The sequence below is a fragment of the Vibrio sp. Vb0937 genome (assembly GCF_033338855.1).
The window spans coordinates 1-2,687 of record NZ_JAWOTK010000064.1 but is presented as its reverse complement, the minus strand read 5'-3'; the positions used below and the strand labels follow the sequence as shown (position 1 = coordinate 2,687).

3 protein-coding genes are annotated in these 2,687 nt (G+C 44.8%); all 3 read right to left on the bottom strand.

Annotated elements, in window-relative coordinates; translation table 11 throughout:
- Positions 1-15: 15 nt before the first annotated feature.
- Genes R7P67_RS23030 through mltG form a run of 3 tightly spaced genes read right to left on the bottom strand, consistent with a single transcriptional unit; the run spans position 16 to position 2,648 of the window.
- Positions 16-978 (bottom strand): DNA polymerase III subunit delta', encoded by a 963-nt coding sequence (locus R7P67_RS23030; RefSeq protein WP_054729226.1) that lies wholly within the window; start codon positions 976-978, stop codon positions 16-18.
- A 24-nt stretch (positions 979-1,002) separates the two neighbouring features.
- Positions 1,003-1,635: a dTMP kinase gene (gene tmk / locus R7P67_RS23025; RefSeq protein ID WP_005387350.1), complete on the bottom strand. Its 633-nt coding sequence runs from the start codon at positions 1,633-1,635 to the stop codon at positions 1,003-1,005.
- Positions 1,632-2,648: an endolytic transglycosylase MltG gene (gene mltG / locus R7P67_RS23020; RefSeq protein ID WP_005372950.1), complete on the bottom strand. Its 1,017-nt coding sequence runs from the start codon at positions 2,646-2,648 to the stop codon at positions 1,632-1,634. Before mltG ends, tmk begins: the two co-directional genes overlap by 4 nt.
- Positions 2,649-2,687 lie beyond the last annotated feature (39 nt).

Genomic DNA, 2,687 nt, shown 5'->3' with positions numbered 1-2,687 from the left:
AATGACAATGAGAATCTACGAACATAATGCCTCTCGTGATTCAATTAACCAATTCATTGATAGTAGCTCAAGGTTCAGGCCAGGAAAGGCTTGCACCTGAGCTTTCAGGTTCATCAGCGCCTTCGCTGATGAGTACAAACCGTTATAGTTGTCCGGTTGAAACTTTGTCGCGCCCGGAAGCATTTGAGCTTCTGATACACCAAACTGCGCTTTCTGAGCATCTGTCAGTAAATACCATGCCCAGTCTAGTGATTGCTCTGAGTGTTTAGCGATTAAAGAAGCACACTCAGAAACGTCTGAAACAGGCGAAGACATTGCCTTAATAAAACTGCGTTCAAAAGCCAAGTAAGCTTCGAGCTCACCATTATTTAACGCATCCAATGTTTTTATTGGAGAGCCCATATTCAGTTTTAAGGCATAAGCAGGAACTTGCTTCGCCCCTTGTTCGTGCATCCATTGCATCGCTTGTTCCGCTGACGGAGGCGCAACAACCCAGTGTTGGCAACGGCTACGAATCGTTGGGAGCAGACGCTCCTGATTGTGGGTAACGAGCAAAAACAAGCACTTTGCCCCAGGCTCTTCTAGCGTCTTTAACAGCGCATTCGATGCCGACTCGTTCATAGAGTCCGCCGGTTCTATTACAAATAGGCGGTAACCATTAAGCTGAGATGATTCCTGAGCAAGACGGTTACAAGCGCGAATTTGGTCCACCGTTATCGCCTTTCCTTCTTTCTCTGGCTTGATCCAGTGTAAATCAGGGTGGTTTTGAGATTGATTTAGCTGGCAGCTATGACAAAAACCGCATGCTTCACTCGCGTAATTTTGGCAAAGAAGTGCTTGGCTAAAAAACTCGATAAGTTTTTCGATGCCCAAGCCCTGCTCGCTTTGTAATAAAAGCGCACCTGGTATTCTGTCCGACTCTAACCCTACTTTGAGGTTATCCCATATTGGCTGTAGCCATGGATAATCATTTAACATGAGTCACCTAAATTTACGTTTCACTTATTGACGAGCTAGCCACTCGTTTAGAGCGTCCCGAATATCACGCGACACGCCTTCAATCGTCTGTTCTGCGTTAATGATAACGATGGAAGGATCGGCATGAGCAATCTCCAAATAACGCTCACGTGTACGCTCGAAGAAACTAATATCCATCTTCTCTATACGATCTAACTCACCACGCCCACGTGCACGCTCAAGCCCAACACGAGGGTCAATATCCATATAGAGAGTGAGAGCAGGTTTAAAATCACCAAGCGTTGTATCCCGGAGATTTTTCATTAACGATGCGTCAATCTGACGGCCACCACCTTGATAAGCTTGCGACGACATATCGTGTCGGTCACCAACCACCCACTGACCGTTTTCCAAAGCTGGTTTAATCACGTTCTCAACCAACTGAACACGTGCAGCGTACAGAAGAAGCAACTCCGTCATGTCCTTAAGTTCTTCGCCTTCGTGCTCTTCTTTCACCAGAGCGCGCATTTTTTCTGCTAGCGGTGTGCCTCCTGGCTCACGGGTATTTACGATATCCTCAATACCGGCCGCTTTTAGCGTATCTAAAACGGTTTTAATCGCAGTGCTTTTACCCGCGCCTTCTAGGCCTTCAACGACAATAAAGTTTGCTTTCATCATTTGTTCTTTCTTAGTTCTCTTAAATAGGCACGAACAGCACGGTTGTGCTCAGCAAGGGATTTCGAGAATACATGTCCGCCCTTTCCACTTGCTACAAAATATAAATAGTTGCTGCTTTCTGGATTCAAAGCCGCTTCAATGGAAGCTTCACCAGCCATCGCAATCGGTGTTGGTGGCAAACCATTGATGGTATAGGTGTTATATGGTGTCGGCGTACGCAAATCTTTCTTACGAATGTTGCCATCGTAGGCGTCACCCATACCATAAATAACTGTCGGATCAGTTTGTAACCGCATACGTTTGTTCAATCGGTTGATAAACACAGAAGCGACGCGCTCACGCTCAGAATCAATAGCCGTCTCTTTCTCGATGATAGACGCGAGAATCAAGGCTTCATATTTATCCTGTAATGGCAGCTTTTCTTGACGAGCTTCCCAGCTAGCGTCGAGTATTTTATTGAGTTTTCGATGCGCTCGTTTTAATAACTGGCTTTCACTCGCACCCGCTGTGTAATGGTAGGTTTCTGCTAAAAACAACCCTTCTAGCTTTTCTCTCTCAATTCCGAGCTTCGCAGCCATTTCTTTTTCTGAAAGATCGGTTAAATCATGCTTTAAATAAGGAGCACTTTTTAGTTGATCTACCCATTCAGAAAAGCGGCTGCCTTCAACAAAAGTGATCGCAAACTGGTATTCTTTTCCAGTATTCAGATGCTCCAATGTTTGCGAAAGTGACATACCAGGCTCAAGTTGGTAAGTACCCGCTCGCACTTGCAACAATTCTGGATATAAGTGAGGAATTAAACGGATGTACTCCGATGTTTCAATCACCTCATCTTCAACTAAGGCGCGCATGACATGATGAAAGCTTGTACCACTTTCTACAGTAAACAGCTGAGGTTGTTCCAATAGAATAGGCTTTTCAACGTATTGTTTAGCCTGTGAAATTATATAAAAAACAGCTGCTGCGCCTATCACTGCGATCAGCACAACAAAAGCCAACAGTTTTTTAATCACGTAGTTAAATTCCCTTGCAGTCGTTGAGTCAATTTTCCT